Source organism: Burkholderia sp. LK4 (genome assembly GCF_001043615.1).
Taxonomy (GTDB): domain Bacteria; phylum Pseudomonadota; class Gammaproteobacteria; order Burkholderiales; family Burkholderiaceae; genus Burkholderia; species Burkholderia cepacia.
The window spans coordinates 1-19,867 of sequence record NZ_LDUL01000003.1 but is presented as its reverse complement, the minus strand read 5'-3'; the positions used below and the strand labels follow the sequence as shown (position 1 = coordinate 19,867).

The 19,867-nt window shown below is 68.9% G+C and carries 18 protein-coding genes; 9 read left to right on the top strand and 9 right to left on the bottom strand.

The features are described from left to right. Window positions 1–45: 45 nt before the first annotated feature. The gene (locus tag VK92_RS00850; protein WP_048023164.1) at window positions 46–1,083 is read right to left on the bottom strand and encodes a sigma-54 interaction domain-containing protein; all 1,038 of its coding nucleotides are present in this window, start codon (window positions 1,081–1,083) and stop codon (window positions 46–48) included. Between the two features lie 381 nt (window positions 1,084–1,464). Here VK92_RS00850 and VK92_RS00845 point away from each other — a divergent pair, with 381 nt between their 5' ends. After that, window positions 1,465–3,456: a hybrid sensor histidine kinase/response regulator gene (locus VK92_RS00845; protein WP_048023014.1), complete on the top strand. Its 1,992-nt coding sequence runs from the start codon at window positions 1,465–1,467 to the stop codon at window positions 3,454–3,456. Between the two features lie 359 nt (window positions 3,457–3,815). Further along, window positions 3,816–4,427: a DUF4142 domain-containing protein gene (locus VK92_RS00840; RefSeq protein WP_048023013.1), complete on the top strand. Its 612-nt coding sequence runs from the start codon at window positions 3,816–3,818 to the stop codon at window positions 4,425–4,427. Window positions 4,428–4,448: 21 nt separating this feature from the next. Here VK92_RS00840 and VK92_RS00835 read toward each other — a convergent pair whose 3' ends face one another. From VK92_RS00835 to VK92_RS00825, 3 genes are all read right to left on the bottom strand, one after another. Continuing rightward, window positions 4,449–4,955, bottom strand: coding sequence for a PRC-barrel domain-containing protein (locus VK92_RS00835; RefSeq protein ID WP_048023011.1), 507 nt, complete (start codon window positions 4,953–4,955; stop codon window positions 4,449–4,451). Between the two features lie 57 nt (window positions 4,956–5,012). Then, a complete protein-coding gene (locus VK92_RS00830; RefSeq protein WP_027791577.1) occupies window positions 5,013–5,444 on the bottom strand; it encodes a CBS domain-containing protein in 432 nt (143 codons plus the stop codon). 351 nt (window positions 5,445–5,795) lie between these two features. Continuing rightward, a complete protein-coding gene (locus tag VK92_RS00825; RefSeq protein WP_021162008.1) occupies window positions 5,796–6,044 on the bottom strand; it encodes a hypothetical protein in 249 nt (82 codons plus the stop codon). A 141-nt stretch (window positions 6,045–6,185) separates the two neighbouring features. Here VK92_RS00825 and VK92_RS00820 point away from each other — a divergent pair, with 141 nt between their 5' ends. Further along, entirely contained in the window at window positions 6,186–6,485 is a 300-nt protein-coding gene (locus VK92_RS00820) for a hypothetical protein (protein ID WP_048023009.1), read from the top strand. On the opposite strand, the gene VK92_RS41415 is transcribed toward VK92_RS00820, so the two are convergent. Further along, on the bottom strand, window positions 6,473–6,793 hold the full coding sequence (locus VK92_RS41415; RefSeq protein WP_048023008.1) for a hypothetical protein: 321 nt from the start codon (window positions 6,791–6,793) through the stop codon (window positions 6,473–6,475). The two genes, VK92_RS00820 and VK92_RS41415, sit on opposite strands and share 13 nt — an antisense overlap. On the opposite strand from VK92_RS41415, the gene VK92_RS00810 reads away from it, so the two are divergent. The 4 genes from VK92_RS00810 to VK92_RS00795 all read left to right on the top strand — a co-directional run bounded on the left by VK92_RS00810 (window position 6,792) and on the right by VK92_RS00795 (window position 12,274). Next, window positions 6,792–7,103: a hypothetical protein gene (locus VK92_RS00810; protein WP_042977308.1), complete on the top strand. Its 312-nt coding sequence runs from the start codon at window positions 6,792–6,794 to the stop codon at window positions 7,101–7,103. The genes VK92_RS41415 and VK92_RS00810 overlap by 2 nt on opposite strands. Before the next feature lie 201 nt (window positions 7,104–7,304). Continuing rightward, window positions 7,305–8,186, top strand: a complete 882-nt coding sequence (locus tag VK92_RS00805; protein WP_021162747.1) for a MipA/OmpV family protein — start codon at window positions 7,305–7,307, stop codon at window positions 8,184–8,186. A 96-nt stretch (window positions 8,187–8,282) separates the two neighbouring features. Beyond that, complete coding sequence (locus VK92_RS00800) at window positions 8,283–9,977, top strand: VRR-NUC domain-containing protein (protein WP_048023006.1); 1,695 nt, start codon at window positions 8,283–8,285, stop codon at window positions 9,975–9,977. Next, window positions 9,974–12,274 (top strand): ATP-dependent DNA helicase, encoded by a 2,301-nt coding sequence (locus VK92_RS00795; protein WP_048023005.1) that lies wholly within the window; start codon window positions 9,974–9,976, stop codon window positions 12,272–12,274. The genes VK92_RS00800 and VK92_RS00795 overlap by 4 nt, the downstream gene beginning before the upstream one ends. A gap of 42 nt (window positions 12,275–12,316) precedes the next feature. Here the strand turns inward: VK92_RS00795 and VK92_RS00790 are convergent, their stop codons facing one another. After that, complete coding sequence (locus VK92_RS00790) at window positions 12,317–13,087, bottom strand: IclR family transcriptional regulator domain-containing protein (protein WP_021162744.1); 771 nt, start codon at window positions 13,085–13,087, stop codon at window positions 12,317–12,319. Window positions 13,088–13,471: 384 nt separating this feature from the next. On the opposite strand from VK92_RS00790, the gene VK92_RS00785 reads away from it, so the two are divergent. After that, window positions 13,472–14,083, top strand: coding sequence for a hypothetical protein (locus tag VK92_RS00785; protein ID WP_048023004.1), 612 nt, complete (start codon window positions 13,472–13,474; stop codon window positions 14,081–14,083). A 111-nt stretch (window positions 14,084–14,194) separates the two neighbouring features. On the opposite strand, the gene VK92_RS00780 is transcribed toward VK92_RS00785, so the two are convergent. Both VK92_RS00780 and shiA read right to left on the bottom strand, forming a co-directional pair. Then, complete coding sequence (locus VK92_RS00780; protein ID WP_048023003.1) at window positions 14,195–15,496, bottom strand: UDP-N-acetylglucosamine 1-carboxyvinyltransferase; 1,302 nt, start codon at window positions 15,494–15,496, stop codon at window positions 14,195–14,197. 205 nt (window positions 15,497–15,701) lie between these two features. Then, on the bottom strand, window positions 15,702–17,009 hold the full coding sequence (gene shiA, locus VK92_RS00775; RefSeq protein WP_048023001.1) for a shikimate transporter: 1,308 nt from the start codon (window positions 17,007–17,009) through the stop codon (window positions 15,702–15,704). Between the two features lie 355 nt (window positions 17,010–17,364). Between shiA and VK92_RS00770 the strand changes: the two genes are divergently transcribed. After that, window positions 17,365–18,492 (top strand): 4-hydroxyphenylpyruvate dioxygenase family protein, encoded by a 1,128-nt coding sequence (locus VK92_RS00770; protein WP_048023000.1) that lies wholly within the window; start codon window positions 17,365–17,367, stop codon window positions 18,490–18,492. Window positions 18,493–18,531: 39 nt separating this feature from the next. On the opposite strand, the gene VK92_RS00765 is transcribed toward VK92_RS00770, so the two are convergent. Continuing rightward, window positions 18,532–19,767 carry an NADH:flavin oxidoreductase gene (locus VK92_RS00765; RefSeq protein ID WP_048029097.1) on the bottom strand — a complete coding sequence of 412 codons (1,236 nt, stop codon included), beginning with the start codon at window positions 19,765–19,767 and terminating at the stop codon, window positions 18,532–18,534. Between the last annotated feature and the right edge of the window lie 100 nt (window positions 19,768–19,867).

Sequence of the window (19,867 nt, the reverse complement as noted above, 5' to 3'; positions counted from 1 at the left end):
CGCGCAGCCGCGGCATGCGGTGCGCGGGCGATACGGCCGCGCCGCTCAGGAGCGGCCGTTGTCGCGCATCAGCGCGAGCCGGTTGTAGAGCGTTTTCAGGCTGATGCCGAGTGCTTTTGCGGCGCGCGGCTTGTTGCCGTCGAAGTGGCGCAGCGTCGCCGCGATGAAGCGCTGCTGCGCATGGTGCAGCGTCGCGCCGAGCGGCAACGCCATCGTGTCCTCCGACAGGCGCTCGGGCGGCACCGCCGGCTTCGGCAGCGTGACGTCGATGCCTTCGTCCGACAGGATGTACGCGCGCTCGATCGTGTTGTGCAGCTCGCGCACGTTGCCGGGCCACGAATACGCGCGCAGTGCCGCGATCGCTGCGTCGGTCAGCCGCTTGTGCGCGTGGTGTCGTGCGTTGAGCGTGTCGACGAACTCCAGCGCGATCGTCTCGACGTCGCTGTCGCGCTGGCGCAGCGGCGGCACGTACAGCGCGAACGCGGCGAGGCGATAGAACAGGTCCTCGCGCAGCCGGCCGTCGCGCACGGCTTCGGCCGGGTTGTGGCGCGTGGCCGACACGATGCGCACGTCGAGCGGAATCGGCTCGGTGCCGCCCACCCGGACGATCGCATTCGATTCGAGCGCCCGCAGCAGCTTCACCTGCAGCGACGCGGGCATTTCCGCGATCTCGTCGAGCAGCAGCGTGCCGCCGCGCGCGGCTTCGAAGAAACCCTCCCGCTGCGCGATCGCGCCGGTAAAGCTGCCCTTTTCGTGGCCGAACAATTGCGATTCCGCGATATCGGGCGGAATCGCGCCGCAGTTCACGGGCACGAACGGGCCGTCCCGCCGGGCACTGAGATCGTGCAGCCGGCGCGCGACGATATCCTTGCCGACCCCGCTTTCGCCGGCAATCATCACGCTGGCGCGGGTCGGCGCAATTTTTTCGATGCGGCCGAGCAGCGTGCGCATCGCGGACGAGCGGCCCGACAAACGGCGGCCGTCTGCACGCTGCTTCGAACGGTTTGCGGTATCTCCCATCGGCATTAGCGGGTCGTTTTGAAAATCGGCATCACCCGTTCCGTTGATTGCAATATTTATCATCGACAGCGAAACGACCACGAAGGTGCCACGGAATAGAAATTTCCAATGTGTGTAGCGGAGGCGGAAGAAACAGGCCATCGATTCACGGCACGAATCGCGGCACTTCCGGGATCCAGGGGCACATCGGTGCTTTTTTACAGCGCTCCGATGAAAAAGACGGTCGCGACGCCTTGGGTCGATGCGTACCCCGATACCAGCCGGAGCCCGCCCGGCCGCGGCCTTCGGAGCAGCCCGGCCGGCTCGCGCCGGCCGGGCGCCTGATACACGCATCGGGCATGTCGCTTGCTGGTGCCATCAGGCTCGCCCGGCACGCTCGACGGCAGGTCGGTCGACAAGCGGCATGACGCCGTGCGACGGGAGCCGGCGCGAGGCAAGGATGCAATGAGGACCCTGACCCGTGAGCTGTTACGGCAGGGTGCATGGGTCGTGCTGGCCGTCGGGCTGGCGTCCGCGCTGCAGGCGTGGACGGTTCGCGTCGTCGGCGAGCACGCGCCATTTGCGCCGCTGCCTTTTTATGCAGGCGTTGCGGCCGTCGCATGGCTGGCGTCGTTCGGCGGCGGCCTGGTCGCGGCCGCCGCGAGTGTGGCCGTGATCTGCGCGCTCTGGTGGCGCAATGCGCCGCTGGCCACGCTGCTCGAGCAAGCCGGCGCGTTCGTCGCGATCAGCTTCGTCGAGTGCGTGCTCGTGATGGCCGTGAAGCCGCTGCTCGCGAGCGATCGTCTCCGCGAAATCCATGACGATGGCGACGCCGGTGCCCGCGAGCCGCATGGCGAGCCTTCGCCGGCCGCGCGCGTGCCCGTACCCGACGACGTCCTGCTGCGCCGGGTGGTCGACGCGTCGCCCGACGCGATCGTCGGCGTCGATACCGCACACCGGATCACGAGCTGGAACCCGGCCGCGCGACAGATCTTCGGCATCGATGCCGCGCAGGCCATCGGGCTCGACGTCGCCGAACTGATCGCGCCGCGCTGGTTGCGGCGGCATCCGCTGCCCGGATCGTTCGCGACGCTGCGTGCGCCGGTCGGTCCGCTCGACGTGCTGTGCGTGCGACGCGACGGCGGCCGCTTTCGCGCGACTTTCGCCGCGTCGCCGATCGTCGATGCGCGGGGCGACTGCACGGGGCTGTCGATGACGCTGCGCGACGCGCACGAACGGCGTCGCGGCGAGCGGCGCAACATGCGCTCGCTGCGCGGCGCACGCGACGCACGCGCACAGGCGGACGCTTCAAACCGGCTGAAGGACGAACTGCTCGCCACGGTGTCGCACGAACTGCGCACGCCGCTGAACGTGATCTACGGCTGGGTCGAGGTCCTGCGCAACGTCGACGGCGAAGGGCTCTCGCAACAGGCGGTCGACGCGATCGACCGCAGCGCGCGATCGCTGTCGCACATGGTGGCCGACCTGCTCGACGCGTCGTCGCTGGCGACGGGCCGATTGCGCCTCGAGCGCGTGCCGGTCGATCTCGTGCGGATCGTGCGCGATGCCATGCGGGAACTCGACGCGACGGCGCAGGCGAACGGGCTCGACCTGTCGACGAAATACGAAATGGCGACCTGCGTGATTCCGGCGGATCGCGAGCGCGTGCGCCAGATCCTGTCGAACCTGCTGTCGAACGCGATCAAGTTCACGCCGTCCGGCGGCCGCGTCGTCGTGTCGCTGACCCGGGCCGGCGAGCGCGTGCGGCTGTCGGTCGCCGACACGGGCCAGGGCATTGCGCCGGAATACCTGCCACACCTGTTCGAGACGTTCAGCCGGCCCGAACGCGCATTCGCATCGCCGAGGCGCGGCCTCGGGCTCGGCCTGTCGATCGTGCGCAACATCGCGCAACTGCACGGCGGCGAGGTCGTCGCGACGAGTGCGGGCACCGGGCGCGGGATGACCGTCACGGTCACGCTGCCGGCCCGGTGGGATGCCGACGATCCTGCCGAGGACCTGCTGCACGCGGCCGGCACGCCGGATACGGTGGCGCTCGACGGCCGGCGCGTGCTCGTCGTCGACGACGACGCGACCTCGCGCGCGAGCCTCGCCGCGGCACTCGAAACGATGGGCGCGCAGGTGTCGACCGCGCAATCGGGGCACGACGCACTCGAAGTGGTGGAACAGGATGCGCCGAACGTCGTGCTGTCGGATCTCGCGATGGCGGACGGCGACGGTTTCTGGCTGCTCGACCGCATCCGTCATTTGCCGGGTGGCAGCGGGCGTCTGCCCGTCGTCGCGGTCACGGCGCACGCCGGCAATGCCGACCGGCACCGCGTGATGGCCGCCGGTTTCGACGCGTATCTGTGCAAGCCGGTGGACATGCCGACGCTGGCGAGCGTGATCGCCGATGTCGCGCCGGATGCCGGGCACGATCGGAACCCGCATGACCGGTAGCGGCAGGTAGCCCGGGCATCCGGCGCTATCGACGTGCAGGTTCGCCATCGCGTGGCCGAACTGACGGGCAGCGTATCCGACGAACGGCAGCGTACGACGTCGGCGGCGTGAGCGGCGTGCTCGACAGGCGGCAGATCCGCCGGAAGCAACGTGACGCATCGGCAAAGCACCGGGCCGGTCGCGCGCCGCGTGCGCGCGGCCCGACCCGGTACTTTGCCGGGCAGGAGGGATCGACATGGACACCATCATTGCCGGCCGTTTTTCGACGCTCGGGCAGGCGCAACACTGCGCGGAGCGGCGCCCGGCGTGACGGGAACCCGCGCGACCGGCGCGTTCCGTCGAGACACACGGAGGTCGCGATGAAAGCGAACCGAACCCGCCGGCCGGCGGCGGCCGTGCTGGCCGCCGCCGTCGGCCTGCTGGCCGCCGCGTTTCCGCCGGCCCAGGCGTCGCCCGCTTCGTCGGCGCAGGTCGGGCCCGGTGTGATCCGCCCCGGCACGACCGCCGACGAGGCCGGCATGACGCAGCGGCCGACCGGTATCGATGCCGAGTTCGTCGACAAGGCCGGCATGATCGGCAGGGTGGCGCGGCAGGCCAGCCAGCTCGCGCTCGACCGCTCGTCGAACCCGGACGTGAAGGCGTTCGCGCGCCGGATGGTCGACGATCATCGACGGATCGCCGGCGAATTGCAGCAACTCGGGGCGGCCAAGGGCCTGCCGGTGCAGTCGCGGATGCTCGTCGATCCGGCCGTCACGGCATTGAGAACCAGGGAAGGGCGCGCGTTCGACACGGCCTATGTCGCGCTGGCGGGCCCGCGCGCGCATGAAGCGGCGATCCGTCTCTACGAAGCGGAGGCACGGAACGGCCGCGATCCGCAGCTTCGCGCGTTCGCGGCCAACACGCTGCCGATGCTCAACGCGCATCTGGCGGCCGCCCGGCAACTCGAACGGACGGTGGCGGCCGCGCACTGACCGGCGTGACCGACGATCGCGTTACCGCTTGCCGCCTTTCGTACCTTCCGGACCTTCCGGCGACGCCTCGTACGGCGGCGAGTCGAGCGCCGTTTCGCCTTCCTCGATGAGCCAGTACGGCGAACTGCCGTAGTACGCGTGCAACGCTTCGGCCCAGTCCGGATCGGCCATTGCCGGCCAGCGATTCCTGTCGAAGCCGGGGGCTTCGCGCACCCGTTCGGTGGCCACGGGCAGCACGAAGCATTGGCGCTCGACGTCGAGCACGAGTACGTTCCACGGCACCGCGAGCAGCTTGTCGCCGATCCCCGGCTCGCCGCGTGACGAAACGACCGCATACGCGATGCGGCCGGAACGCACGTCGAGCATGATGTCGTCGATCTGGCCGATGTCGTCGCCGTCCATCGTCAGCACGCGATCGCCTTCGAGCGTGCGGGCGGCCATCACGTCGGGCCCCGGCCCGCCGCCGGCCGTGCGGCGGTCGTTGCCGACGATGCGCGTGTCATAGCGCGACGGTCTGTCGGTTGTCATCGAACACCTCCTGGTCGAAGCGGCACCCGGGCGGGTCGCCGATATGAACGGCGCCGGTCAGCGCCGGCGCGGCAGCGACACGTCCTCGAGCGTATTGGCCAGTTCGTCGCGCTCGGGGCCTCCCGCGCGCGTCGCGATGTCGCCGAGCGACACCATGCCGACCAGCCGCCGGTGACGGTCGAGTACCGGCAATCGATGCAGCTGCACGTCGGCCATCCGCTGCTGGACGTCGCCGACACCGTCGTCCTCGACGCACCATTGCACGGGCCTGGACGCAACCGCCTGCACCGGCGTATCGAACGAATGGCCGTGCGACAGCCCGCGCACCGCAAGGTCGCGGTCGGTCACGATCGCGACGAGTTCGTCGCCGTCGCAAACGGGCAGTACGCCGATATCGAAGCGCCGCATCAGCTCGGCCGCGTGGCGAATCGTGTCGGTCGGCGCGACGCACACCACGTCGCGCGACATGATCTCGGTGACGCGATACATGAAGCCTCCTTCGTGAGCGGGACGATGTGCAAGCAGATGGCGTGCCGCGCGCGTAACTCACACGCCGGGACACACTCCGGGCCTCGACGGCCATGCGACGGAGAAATTTGCCAGCCCGCTTGTACATCTTCCACGGCGCAAGCCGCGAACGGGCCGTACAGGGTGTCAGTGGCCGATGCCCGTCATCGCGACGATCGCGAGCACCACTGCGCTTTCGATTGCCGCCAGCGCCGCGACGCCGGCGGCGCCGCTGATTTCATGCCATCTGCGTTCAAGGCGTTTCATCAGATCAACTCCGGATTGCTCCGGCGCGCCGCTGCGCCGCCGCGCAGTGCGAGCCGGGTGCCGCCGTCAGCCGTGATCGCGGGGCGGGGAAGGAACGTGCGGCGCGCGGCGTTCGTGCTCGCCGGACGGCCTGGCAGGATCGATACGGGTCGCGCCGCCAACGGCGGGCGGGTCGCTGGCCGGAAACGTCTCCTCGAGTCCCTCGTCGATGCGCTCCTCCGTCTTGTCTTTCGACGGCGGGCGCGACGTGGCGAGCCAGAGCAGTCCGGCAGCCGGTGGCACGGCGTGGTGGCGGCCGGGGGCGTGAACGGTCATGGTCGAACCTCCTTGATGACGATTGAAGGCGCAAGCGCCGTGCCCGTCATGCATCGGCGGTACGGCGCTTGCGCGCCGGGGGCGGCGGACGGGGTGCGGCCACGCGGCACGCGCCGTCGGCAGGAACGAGAGGACAACGTGATGGATGCATCCAGGGAAAGGATACGTTACGACGCGAACGTATGCGGCGGCGATTTCGGTCACGTGCGCGAGCGCTTCGACACGTGGAAACGCGAATCGCTGGTCTACCGGCCCGAGCGGCGCATGTTCGACGGCAAGGACGAGGTGCGCGAACTGAACCGTACCGTCTACGACAGCCCGGCGCGCGCGCAGCGGGCGCTCGTCGGGCAATGCGTGCCGTCCGACCCGTACGCGCTCGCGGTGCGACTGACCGCGGAAGGACGCACGATGTGGCTGGTGATGGCGGCCTACGACGACTGAGCGAAGCCGCCGACGGGCGCGGCGCGACAGCAGGCATGCTGCTTGCGCGCTCGCCGCGCCATCGAAATGCGCACGCCGCCGCGCAGGACCGACATGAAGACACCATCCATGCTGCACCGCCCCGAGCCAACGACTCCCGACGTCGACCCGGACCCGCCGCCGCCCGGACACGACGATCCGGTCGACCCGCCGGTGCCTGACGGGCTGCCGCAGGGCGACCCGCCGTCGAACCCGCCGCCGATGCGGATGCCGGGCGGAAGCGGTGCGCCGCGACCGGCCGCGCGAACCTTGAAGAGGAGGACCGTCATGGACATTCACGTGCAATCGCCAGACAAGCGCGCGATCGCTCAGGTGCTGGGCCGCTATTTCGAATCGCGTTCGCTGCGCTATCACATCGAGGAACTGCCGGGCGGCGTGCTGCAGATCGGCTTTCGCGCCAGCGGGCGCCCGGTTGCCGTCACCGTGTCGTTCGACGATGCCGCGTACGACACCTATACGCACTGGGATGCGAGCCAGAAGCAACTGGCGCTCGGTCGGCTCGCCGACGGCTTCTCGCGGATGATGTCGTCACGCAGTCCGGCCGCGCTGGCCGGCGACTATCACGTCGAACGATTCTGATTCATCCCTGCTTCGCCGCTATCCCCGCGCGGGGCAAAGTGCCCGCGCGCAGCGGGCGCTTTGCGTCTGCGTGCGCGTCGCGTAGGATGTCCATTAATTCAGCACACGCTACGTTCGCGCCGCAGCCTGGCAGCCGCTGCGGCCGAAGAGGCGCGATGCGCTTTCCCTCAGGTTCGTTTCACGCAACCGACGGAGACCACCTTGGCCACAGTTGCTCGCCTGTTGCTGTCACCCGGCGCACGCCGGTTCGTTTCCGGCCTGTCGGCATGCGCGGCGCTTGCCGCGGCCGGCACCCGCGATGCGTCGGCCCAGACGCCTTCGCCGCTCGGCGAGTGGCAATACTCGGCGGGTGTGCCGCTCGAAAAACTGTTCGACCCGAACATTTCCACGTGGAATATCAGCGTGGGCGCCGCGATGACGCTGCAGCCGCGCTATGCGGGCTCCGACCGCTATCGCGTGATGGGCGGCCCGAACCTCGACATCCGCTATCGCGACCTGTTCTTCCTGTCGACGGGCGAGGGGCTCGGCGCGAACGTGCTGCGCGGGCCGAACTGGCGCGTGAGCCTGTCCGTCGGTTACGACCTCGGGCGCCGTTCGGCCGACGATATCCAGCACCTGAACGGCCTCGACAACATCAACGCGGCACCGGTGATGAAACTGGCGGCCGATTACGTGATCTCGAAGGAGTTTCCGCTCGTGCTGCGCGCGGATATCAGGCGCAGCATCGGCGGCTCGAACGGCTGGGTCGGCGATTTTTCCGCGTACATGCCGCTGCCGGGCAGCAACGAGCATTTCTTCTGGTTCGCGGGGCCGACCGTGTCGTTCGCCGATTCGCGCTACATGAACAGCTGGTTCGGCGTGAACCAGGGAGCCGCCGCGCGTTCGGGGCTGCCGGCGTATTCGTCGGGGGCCGGGATCAAGTCGTACGGTGCGGGCGTGACCATGGCCTGGTTCGTGAACAAGCACTGGTTCATCACGATCGACGGCGCGATCGAGCAGCTCGTCGGCCGCGCCGCGCGCAGCCCGATCACGCAGCAGTCGACCAACGGCGTGTTCGACATGTCGGTGAACTACCAGTTCTGAGCACGGCCGGGCAGCAGGGAGGCGATCGGGGCAGCGGCATTTCCCGTCACATTTGATATGATTCCGACCTGTACAAATGTACAGTGATCAATCCCCGTGACGCCTGCTTCGCCGACGCCCCCGGCGTTTTACTACCTGACCAATTTCGAACGCGCGCTGGCCTGGCTCGGCGCGCGTTACGACGACCTGTTCGATGCGCACGAGCACGCGTTCGTCCGGCAGTTCGCCGCGCTGCCCCAGGCGTCGCGCGCGCTGCTCGTCCGGATGCTGATGCGCAACGGGTCCGATTTCCGCGCGAGCAAGCTCGTGTACGACGAAATCGGCTGCGCGCTCGACGCGGCCGCACCGCTCGTCGAACTCGGCTGGGTCGATCCGGCCCCCGCGCTGACGCTCGACGAACTGTTCGCGCTGTCGACCAAGGCCGATCTGCTGCGCATCTTCCCGGCACTCGCCGCGCATGCGGGCGAGCGCAAGCCCGAGTGGCTCGAACGGCTGCGGCCCGCGCACGACGTTGCGCAACCGCTCGAAGCGTGGTGCGCGCAGGCCGATGACCGCGTGCTGCGCGTGCCGGTCGGCGCGCTGTGCGACCGGCTGCGCCTGATGTTCTTCGGCAATCTCCACCAGGACTGGAGCGAATTCGTGCTGGCCGATCTCGGCGTGTTCCAGTACGAAAGCGTGCCGATCGCGCCGTCGTCGCGCGCGTTCCAGCAGCGCGGCGACGTCGACGCGTATCTCGCGCTGCAGACGTGCCGCGATGCGCTCGACGCTTGGCCCGACGATCTGCCGTTCGACGACCTGGTGCGCACGATCGATGCGGTCGGCTGCGCGCAGCCCTGGCTCGCGACGCGTCGCGCGAAGCTGCTGTTCGCCCTCGGGCAGACGTGCGAGCGCCGTGCGGACTGGGCCGGCGCGCTCGACGCGTATGTGCGCAGCGCCTGGCCGGGCAGCCGCCATCGGCGCATCCGCGTGCTCGAACGCTGCGGGCGTGACGACGATGCGCTCGCGCTGGCGCTCGAGGCGCGCGGCGGTTTCGAGAGCGACGAGGAGCGCCAGCGTGTCGAGCGCATGCTGCCGCGCCTGCAGCGCCGGCTCGGCCAGCGCGTCGAACGCGCGGCCCCGGCGGCGGACGTGCCGCGCGAAACGCTCGTGCTCGCGCGCCCCGATGCGTTCGTCAGTGTCGAATTCGCGGTGCGCGACCATCTGGCGCTACCGGCTTCGCCGGTTCATTACGTCGAAAACACGCTGATCAATTCGCTGTTCGGGCTGCTGTGCTGGGAACCCGTGTTCGCCGCGGTACCCGGCGCGTTCTTCCATCCGTTCCAGCGCGGCCCGGCCGACCTGCACGCGCCCGATTTCGCCGCGCGCCGCGCGGATGCATTCGCCGCGTGCTTCGCGCAACTCGATTCGGGCGCTTATCGAGAGACGATTCGCCGGCACTTCGTGACGAAAGCGGGGCTGCAATCCCCGTTCGTGTTCTGGGGCGTGCTGAGCGACGCACTGCTCGACGAGGCGCTTGCGTGCCTGCCGCCGGAACATCTGCGGCTGTGGTTCACGCGCCTGCTCGCGGATATCCGCAGCAACCGTTCGGGGCTGCCCGATCTCGTCCGCTTCTGGCCCGGCGAGCGCCGTTACGAACTCGTCGAGGTGAAAGGCCCCGGCGACCGCCTGCAGGACAACCAGACGCGCTGGCTCGCATACTGCGTCGCGCACGGTATTCCGGTGCGCGTGATCGATGTCGAATGGGCCGGCGCGGACGTCGCGCCCGTCGAGGCGGCGGGCCTGTCCGCATGAGCTACGTCGTCGCCGTGCGGGCGATGTGCGAGTTCACCGCGCGGCGCGGCGATCTCGACCTGCGCTTCACGCCCGCGCCCACCGCGCTCGAAGGCATTGCCGGCCACGGCGCGGTCACGTCGAACCGCGGCGCGCGCTACGAAACCGAGATCGCGCTGACGGGCACGTGGGGCACGCTCACCGTGCGCGGCCGCGCGGACGGTTACGATCCGGTGGCGAACCGCCTCGAGGAAATCAAGACCTTCCGCGGCAGCCTCGACGCGATGCCGGCCAACCACCGCGCACTGCACTGGGCGCAGGCGAAGGTCTACGCGCACCTGATGTGCGATGCGCGCGATCTCGCGGAAATCGACGTCGCGCTCGTCTATTTCGACATCGTGTCCGAGCGCGAGACGGTGCTGACGCAAACGCTGGGGGCGGCAGAGCTCGCTGCGTTCTTCGCCGAGCAGTGCGCCTGCTTCGTCGGCTGGGCCGAACGCGAGACGGCGCACCGCGCGGCGCGTGACGCGGCGCTGCGCGCGCTCGCGTTTCCGCACGGGCAGTTCCGCAGCGGCCAGCGCGAGCTGGCAGTGGCCGTCTATCGCGCGGCCCGCGACGATCGTTGCCTGATGGCGCAGGCGCCGACCGGCATCGGCAAGACGCTCGGCACCGTGTTTCCGCTGCTGAAGGCCTGCGGCGAGGGCGAACTCGACCACGTGTACTTCCTGACCGCGAAAACGCCCGGCCGCGCGCTCGCGCTCGAAGCGGCGGCGACGCTCGGCGCCGGCACGCCCGCGCTGCCGCTGCGCGTGCTGGAACTCGTTGCGCGCGACAAGGCGTGCGAGCATCCCGACAGTGCGTGCCACGGCGAGTCGTGCCCGCTCGCGAAGGGTTTCTACGACCGGCTGCCGGCCGCGCGCGACGCGGCGATCGAGGCAGGGCTGCTCGACCGCGACACCGTGCGCGCGGCCGCGCTCGCGCACGACGTCTGCCCGTATTACCTGTCGCAGGAACTCGCGCGCTGGTCCGACATGGTGATCGGCGACTACAACTACTACTACGACGGCAGCGCGATGCTGCACACGCTCGCGCAGCAGAACCAGTGGCGCGTCGGCGTGCTCGTCGACGAAGCGCACAACCTGCTCGATCGTGCGCGCAAGATGTACAGCGCATCGCTCGATCCGTTCGCATTCGCGGCCGCGCGCGAGGCCGCACCCGCCGCGCTGCGCAAGGCCTTCGACCGGCTTGCCCGCGCGTGGGGCACGGTCAATCGCGCGCAGGCCGAGCGTTATGCCGCGTATCCGGAGATACCGGGCCCGATCGTATCGGCGTTGCAGAACCTCGTCGCGGCGGTCGGCGAGCACTTGGCCGACGCGCCGCGCGCGAACGGCGACGCGCTGCTGCGGTTTCATTTCGAGGCGATCCAGTTCGGCGTGCTTGCCGAAGCGTTCGACAGCGCGTCGATCTTCGACGCGACGCTGCACGGCGAACCGATGCCGCGCCAGCCGGCGCTCGACGGCGTTGCGTCGGCCGGCCGCCGGCGCCGCGTCCAGTCGACGCTCTGCGTGCGTAACGTGATTCCGGCCGGTTTTCTCGCGCCGCGCTACGAAGCCGCGTGCGCGACCGTGCTTTTCTCGGGCACGCTGAGTCCGTTTCATTTCTACCGCGACACGCTCGGGTTGCCCGGCGACACGGGCTGGCTCGACGTCGACGGGCCGTTCCGCGCCGAGCAGCTGACGGTGCGCGTCGCGAGCCACGTGTCGACCCGCTGGCGCGACCGCGACCGGTCGCTCGAACCGATCGTGGACCTGATCGCCGCGCAATACGCGACGCGGCCCGGCAACTACCTCGGGTTCCTGAGCAGCTTCGACTATCTGGGGCGCGTGGTCGCGCTGATGCAGGGACGGCACCCGGACGTGCCCGTCTGGGCGCAGGCGCCCGGCATGACGGAAGGCGAGCGCGACGCGTTTCTCGCGCGCTTCGACGCGGGCGGGCGCGGCGTAGGCTTCGCGGTGCTGGGCGGGGCGTTCTCGGAAGGCGTGGACCTGGTCGGCGAGCGGCTGATCGGCGCGTTCATCGCGACGCTCGGGCTGCCGCAGGTCAACGACGTCAACGAGCAGATGCGACGTGCGATGGACGCGCGCTTCGGCAACGGCTACGACTACATGTACCTGTATCCGGGCTTGCAGAAGGTCGTGCAGGCGGCCGGGCGCGTGATCCGCACCGAGCACGACGAAGGCGTCGTGCATCTGATCGACGACCGCTACCGGCGGCGTGAAGTGCGCGATCTGCTGCCGCGGTGGTGGCGGATCAAGTGACGGGGGCGCGACGTTGCGCGGCTTTTCCGTGCCGGCACGTCGCTACAGCACGTTGAGCATCGCGAGCGCGGCTTCCTGCAGATGCGGCAGCACGCGCCGCACGGCCGCGTCGGTCGTCTCCGCGCCGATCGGCATGTTCGTGCTCAGCGCGGCGACCACTTCACCGTGACGGTTCTTCAGCGGCACCGCGATCCCGCGCACGCCGACCTGCAATTGCTGTTCGATCGCCGCGAAACCGGCGTCGCGTGCCTGGTCGACCTGTTCGAGCAGGCGCGCCTTGTTGGTGACCGTGTGCGGCGTGAACGGCGGCAGTTCGGTGTCGTCGAGCCATGCGCGCACGGCTTCGCGATCGGGATGGTGGGCGAGCAGCACGACGCCCGGCGACGTGAGCGGCGCCGGCACGCGCGCGCCGAGCACGAAGCCGGTCGTCATCACGCGCGACACGCCGTTGCGCGCGATGAACACGAGCTCCCAGCCGTCGAGCACGCTCACATACGCCGATTCGTTCAGCGACGCGCTCAGTTGCTGCAGATAGGGCTGGACGGTGCGCGGCAGGCGCGCCGAATCGAAGTACGACCAGCCGACCCGCAGCACGCGCGGGGTGAGGCCGTACAGCTTGCCGTCGGTGTACACGTAGCCGAGCGATTCGAGCGTCAGCAGGTAGCGCCGCGCGGCCGTGCGCGTGAGACCGGTGCGCGCGGCGGCCTGGGTGGGCGTCATGCGCGCGTGCTGGCTGTCGAACGCCTCGAGGATCGCCAGGCCTTTTTCGAGGCCGGCAATCCAGTCGCGTCGGTCGAGTTCGGGCTTTTTCATCGTCGGAAGGTGGCGTCTCGGTGCGCGGTAATCGCGCGTGAGTGGGCGATTATCGCGCGAATTTCGCCGGAGGCGATCGCCAACCGAAGGCGTCGATCGAGTCGACGATCTCGATCTTCGGCGTGATCGAGCGCGTGACGCCGATCGACCTCGGCGGTGGCGTGAAGGGCAGGAAACCGCGTATTCGCCGAAGATCGGCCCCGATCATGAGCGCGTACAGGGTTTACATGGCGCTCGGCGATACGCAGAGCTACCGGATCGGCGCTGACATGCGCGACCTGTGTGGAAGACATGCCGCAGGGCTTGCCGCTGTTCCGCTGCATTGCCGGGACGATCTCGCTGGCGAAGGCGCGCTAGAATCGCCGGCTCAACTGGACCACAACAATGAAAATTCGCGAATCCGTGTTGGCCGTGCTCGTCGCGGCCGTGCCGCTGCTTGCCGCGGCGAATCCCTCGTCCGGCACGCTCCTCCCGAAGCCGTCCGTCGACGTGCGTGCGTGGCCGCGCATGACGTCGCCGAAATTCGGCTGTTACGTCGAAACAACCTTCGGCTACCGTGACAAGCGCTTCAATTGCGCGCTGAAGAAGTACCGGAATACCGGCGATGCGTGCGGAAACACGAAGGCCTACTACGAAGGCCCGGTGTTCCCCGACCGGCTCGCGGCCAGCGTGCATCCGCTCGCGACGAAGGTCGAACTGGACTGGGAGCACGGCGATCTGCAGATGGTCACCGTCACGCTCAAGGGAACCTGGAACGAAGCGGACGTGCGCAAGGCGTTCGGGCTGCCGCGCGCGGAAGCGCGCCAGCTGACCGACGCGGAGTTGCGCTCGGCGCCGGGCAACCTGATGGACACGAGTGTCCAGTATCCGTCGTCCCCGCTCGACGAAAGCCTGGCGAAGCGCCCGAGCAACCCGGCGCGCGGGACGACGGCCGTGATGCTCTACGGGTTCGACCACATGGGCGCCGGCGATGCCGGTTGCGGGGGCGGCGAGTAACGGGGGAGCGGGCGGCGGGAGAGAGACGGGAGAACGGCGGCTGACACAGCCGCCAACCGGGTGCGGGTGGCGGTACGGCGCTCGTGTGGCGTACACCGTACCTTCAGGGTCTTACTCGCTGCTCGTCCATTCGACGTTCGCGCCGACCGAGCGCAGGTTCTCGACGAAATGCGGATGCGCGCGGCGGATCGGCAGCGCATTCATGATTTCCGAGCGGCCTTCGATGCTCGCGGCCACCATCAGCAGCGCGATCGCAACGCGGATGATGTACGGGCTCTCGACGCGGGCCGGCGTCAGTTGCAGCCCGCCGAACGTGATCAGCCGGTGCGGATCGGACAGCAGCACGTGCGCGCCGAACTTCGACAGTTCGCCGGACCAGCCGAGCGCACCGTCGTAGACCTTGTTCCAGAACATCGCGCTGCCTTCCGCGCGCACGCCGAGTGCGATGAAGATCGGCAGCAGGTCGACCGGCAGGTACGGCCACGGCGCGGCTTCGACCTTGGTGAGGATGTTCTGCGTGAACGGCCGGCGCACGCGCAGCGGGCCGTCGCGTTCCGCGCGCGACCAGCCGTCGCGGTGCGTGACGTTGACGCCGAACTTCGCGAACGTGCGGTCGATCAGCGGGAAGTGTTCGGGCGACGAGTTGCGTACCGTGATGTCGCCGCCGGTGATCGCGCCGAGCGCGAGGAACGTCGCGATTTCGTGGAAATCCTCGGCGAAGCGGAACTCGCCGCCGCCGAGCTTGCCGCCGCCCGTCACGCAGAGCCGCGACGTGCCGATCCCCTCGATCGCGACGCCGATCATCGCGAGGAACTGGCAGAACTCCTGCACGTGCGGCTCGGACGCGGCGTTCATCAGCGTCGACGTGCCGTTCGCGGTCGTCGCGCACAGCGCGAAGTTTTCGGTGGTCGTCACCGACGCGTAGTCGAGCCAGTGATCGTTGGCCGTCAGCGGGCCGTCGGTACGGACGATCAGCGAATCGGGCGTGCGCTCGATGTGCGCGCCGAAACGTTCGAACACCTCGACGTGCGGATCGATCTCGCGCACGCCGAGCGTGCAGCCTTTCACGTCGTTCTCGAGGCGCGCGACGCCGAAGCGCGCGAGCAGCGGCGGAATCAGCATGATCGACGAACGCATCGCTTCCGGCAGCCGATGGACGGCCGGATCGAATTTCGTGTCGCGATGGTGGAGTTCGAGCAGGCCCGTCGTGAAGTCGACCGACACGTCGCTGCCGAGCGTGCGGAAGATGTCGAGGATCTTGCGCACGTCGGTGATGTCCGGCACGCCGATGAGGCGCAACGGCTGGTCGGTCAACAGGGTGGCGCACAGGATCGGCAGGACGGCGTTCTTGTTCGCGGACGGCTTGATGTCCCCGCGCAGCGGAGTGCCGCCGTGGACGATGAGATTCGACATGATATGGGGGCGTATCGGTGACTGACGTAGGCCCATATGATGCCATTGGTCGGCGGGCGGCGTGGAATGTTCAGAGGGGAAAAGGGGGAATCAGGGCGTATAACTGACAGTGTTTGACGTCGCGCGCGCGACGAGCGACGCCGTTGGCGGCCGCCATCGAGCGATGCGTGATGGCCGGCCACGGTGGGGGCCGGCCATCGGGTCGTTACTGCGCTGCCCGCATCCGCGCGGCGACGATCAGCGAGATCAGGCAGCCCACCGCGAGATAACCGGCGACGAGGTGCCACGAGCCGCCTGCCACGCTGACGAGGCCGACCGCGATGAACGGCGTGAACCCGCCGCCGACCACGCTCGCGAACTGGTAGCCGACGCCCGCGCCGCTATAGCGGTATTCGGCACCGAACAGCTCGGTGAACAGCGGCTGCTGGACGCTCACGACCATGTCGTGCGCGGCGTTCGCGAGCAGGATCGAGAAGATCACGATCCACGCGATCGACCGCGCCTCCAGCGCAAGGAAGAACGGCACCGCGGACGCGACGCCGATCAGCGCGCCGATCAGGTAGATGCGGCGCAGGCCGTAGCGGTCGGCCAGCCATGCGAAACACGGGATCGTCACGCAGCTCACCGCCCCCACCAGCAGGCCGATGTTCAGGAACAGGTCGCGCGACATGCCGAGGTTCGTCGTCGAATAGCTGAGCGCGAACGCGGTGACGATGTACATCGTGAACAGCTCGGCTAGCCGCAGCGCAATGATCAGCAGGAACGCCTTCGGATGGCGCGTCAGCGCCTCCAGCACCGGCAGGCGCAGCTTGCGGTTGCCGTGTTCGACCTTCTCGACGAACTCCTGCGATTCGTCCATGTTCTTGCGCACCCACAGCCCGATCAGCACGAGCACGATGCTGAACACGAACGGCAGGCGCCAGCCCCACGACTTGAACGCGGCCTCGCCGAGCGTATGGCTCAGGATCGACACGATGCCCGTGGCCAGCACGAGGCCGACGCCGTAGCCGACCTGCACGCCGCTGCTGTAGAACGCCTTCTTTTGCTTCGGCGCGCTTTCGACGGCCATCAGCGCCGCGCCGCCCCATTCGCCGCCGACCGCGAAACCCTGGATCGCGCGCATCAGCACCAGCAGCACGGGTGCCCACCAGCCGATCGTCGAGAATGCCGGCAGCAGGCCGATCGCGACCGTCGACAGCCCCATCAGCATCACCGTCAGGACCAGCATCCGCTTGCGGCCGAGCCGGTCGCCGTAGTGGCCGAACACGATGCCGCCGAGCGGCCGGAACAGGAAACCGACGCCGAAGGTTGCGAACGCCGCGAGCGTGCCCATCGTCGGGCTGACTTTCGGGAAGAACTCGGAATTGAATACCAGCGCGGCGACGATCCCGTACAGCAGGAAGTCGTACCAGTCGACAACGGCGCCGACGAAGCTGCCGATCGCGGCCTTGCGGGCCTGGCTGCGGACGCGGGCGCTGGCGGCGGCGTCAAGGGTGTCGAAGGTTGGGGTCATGGCGGTGTCTCCTGGCACGGCGCATCGTGGAATCGTGGCGGCGCCGCGTCCGATGCTGCATTGAAGTCGATGAGTGAACGGAGAATAGGGCGCGCGCCGTACGGCGGCAATTGGCCAATCGGACAAGATGCGCGATTATCGTACAAGTCCGTGCGATTATCGAACGCTTTTCGGGTTTGCACTAGGCGGTGCGACGATATCCCGTTTGGCCAGGGTGTGCCGCCGTGAACGATCTGGTTAAAATCTGCAGCATTGAGAACTTGCCCGTTCGGGGCGGATGCGGTCGCCACGTTGGCCGCGCTTGCCGCCAGCGACGGGCGCCATCCCCATCGAACGCATGCCCCCGGAGACTGGAATGCCCGGCAATTCCCACCCCCTGTCCAGCGATACGCCGCCCGTTGCCGATCCGGCTGCCAATCCGCTCGGGATGGCCGGCCTCGAATTCGTCGAATTCGCGGCGCCCGTGCCCGAGGCGCTCGCTCAGCGCTTCGAGCAGCTCGGGTTCAAGGCGATCGCGCGGCATGTCAGCAAGAACGTCACGCTCTACCGGCAAGGTCAGATGCATTTCCTGATCAACGCCGAGCCCGATTCGTTCGCCGCGCGCTACGCGGAGGAATACGGGATGGGTGTCTGCGCGATCGGGCTGCGCGTGGCCAGCGCCCGGCGCGCGTTCGAGCGGGCGATCGAGCTCGGTGCGTGGGCGTTCGAAGGCGAGAAGGTCGGGGTCGGCGAGCTGAAGATCCCCGCGATCCAGGGCATTGGCGATTCGCACCTCTATTTCGTCGACCGCTGGCGCGGGCGCGACGGCCAGCGGGGCGGCGTCGGCGACATCTCGATCTTCGACATCGATTTCCGGCCGATCGACATCGCGACCGCGCATACCGATCTCGACTGCGTGGGCGTCGGGCTGCAGCAGGTCGATCATTTCACGCAGACCGTCGGTGCGGGGCGCATGCGGGAGTGGCTGGATTTCTACCACGACCTGCTGCATTTTCGCGAGATCCACGAAATCGACGCGCACTGGCATGTGTCGGAGGAATCGCGTGTGATGGTGTCGCCGTGCGGCGCGGTGCGGATTCCGGTCTACGAGGAAGGCACGCGGCGCACCGAGCTGATGCACGCGTATCTGCCCGACCATCCGGGCGAGGGCGTGCAGCACGTCGCGCTGGCGACCGACGACATCCTGTCCTGCGTCGATGCGCTGCGGGCGAACGGCGTCGAATTCATCGAGCCGCCGGCCCGCTATTACGATGACGTCGACGCGCGGCTGCCGGGGCACGGTGTCGATCTCGGCGCGCTGCGCCGTCGCGCGGTGCTGGTCGACGGCGAGATCGGCGGCGACGGCGTGCCGAGGCTGTTCTTCCAGACCTTCGTCAAGCGCCGGCCCGGCGAGATATTCTTCGAAATCGTGCAGCGCAAGGGGCACCACGGGTTCGGCGAAGGCAATCTCGCGGCGCTCGCCCGCGCGCGCGACGCCGGCTGAGCAGCGCCGGCGCCCGCATCGGGCGCCCCGCGTCGCGCCTCACGTGCCGGCGGCCGGCACCCGGTTCGGCGCGGGGTCGTTCGGCTCGTGCAGGACGCACGCGGTGCCGCCCGGCGTGTACATCGACACGACACATCGGTTGCACGACGTGCAGCCCGACTGCGCAAGCCGGCCGTCGCGCAGTCCGTTGACGAAATCCGGCTCGAACACGAGCGCGCGGGCGAGCGCGACCGCATCGAACCCTTCGCGCATCGCCAGCTCGACGTTCCCGCGCGAACGTACGCCGCCGAGGTAAGCGAGCGGCATCCGGACGGACGCGCGCACCTTCCTCGAGTGCTCGAGGAAATACATCTCGCGAAACGCGCCCATCTTCGGCTCGGTGAGTTTCTGCAGCGCCATCGCCGCGCGCACGATTGCGTTGTCGGCGTTCGCGCGTGCGTCGCCGGGCAACGGGCTGCCGAACAGCTGCCACACCGATTCGACGTTCATCCCGCCGCTGAGCACGAGCAGGTGCGCGCCTTCGGCTTCGAGCCGCCGCGCGATCTCGCATGCGTCGTCGGCGGTTCCACCGCCGCGCACGCCCTCGGTCACACCGATCTTGCAGACGACGGCGAGATCGCGGCCCACCGCGTCGAGCACGCGGCGCAGCACCTCGGCCGGGAAAGCGGCACGCCGTGCCGCGTCGCCGCCGTACGCATCGCGGCGGCGGTTGTACAGCGGTGACAGGAACTGGCTGAGCAGATAGCCATGCCCCATGTGGATCTCGACCGCATCGAAGCCGGCGTCGCGCGCATGGCGTGCGGCCTGCGCGAATTCGTCGGCGATCGCGGACATCTGGTCGCGCGTCATCGCCTGCTTCAAAAAGCGGCCGCTCATCACGCCGACCTTGTTGAAGCCGCCCGATGCGCTCAACGGCCGCCGGGTCGACAGCGACGGCAGGAACGTGAAGCAGCCGCCGTGCGTGATCTGCGCGGAGGCTGCGGCGCCGTGGCGATGGACGGCGTCGGTCAGCGCGCGGAACTGGCGGACCATCGGCACGTCGAGCCGTGCCTGGTCGACGAACGTGCGTCCGTCGTCGCTGATCGCGCAGTACGCGACGGTCGTCAGCGCGGCGCCGCCTTCGGCGATGCGTTCGTGAAAACGGACGAGCGCGCGCGACGGCACGCCGTTCGGCGTCATGCCCTCGTTGGTGGCTGACTTGATCAGGCGGTTGCGCAGCGTCAGCGGGCCGATCTGCAGCGGGCTGAACGCGGTCGTGAGGTCGGCGGATTCCATGAGGGGGCGGGGGCGGGATTGGGCACGGCGACCATTGTGCGGCGGTGGCGCGGGCGCGCATCGTCCGGGTGGACGAGCCCGGCACAATCCGTTCCGGGCG